The following is a 526-nucleotide window of genomic DNA, read 5'->3' on the forward strand; positions in this document are numbered from 1 at the left end:
ATACCGACGGTGATCACCCCGATGGTCGCCGCCAGCGACAGGATGCTCACCATGTTCGAGGTCGTGGCGAAGGTGTCGGGCACCGTGACCAGGCCCACCACGGCGAGCAGCACCAGCGCGACCACCAGGCCGAGATGACGCGTCTCCCCGAGGCGGGAGAGCGGGCTCGCCGTGACGGGCTTGCGAGCGGGCGCCTCGACGCGGTCGCTCTCTTCCACGGGCGGCTTCACCGGAGCACCGCCGAGACGCTCGGGGCTCCGTAACGGAGAGAGGTGACGTCCATGAAGACCTGTCGGTTCCTTTCACTGGTTCCTGCGCGTCCGGGGCTTCCGGCGCTATCGGCGTTTCCGGGATTCCCGGCGCTTCCGGTGTGCCGGGGGGCTCCGGGCTCCCCGAATCTCCCGGCGGCGAGGGAGGCCACCGGGCGCTCTCCGGAGGAGGCCACCGGACTCTTCCTGGAAGAGGCCACCGGACGCTCCCCGAAGGAGGTCGCCGGGCACCTCTTGGAGGGGGTCACAGGGCGCTC

1 pseudogene is annotated in these 526 nt (G+C 70.7%); it reads right to left on the bottom strand.

The features are described 5' to 3' along the window. Positions 1 to 218, bottom strand: a pseudogene (locus tag ACSC1Q_RS43095) (ABC transporter permease); the annotation flags it as partial. Between the last annotated feature and the right edge of the window lie 308 nt (positions 219 to 526).

It is taken from the genome of Streptosporangium heterodermiicola (assembly GCF_051390675.1).
In the GTDB taxonomy this organism is placed as follows: Bacteria; Actinomycetota; Actinomycetes; order Streptosporangiales; family Streptosporangiaceae; genus Streptosporangium.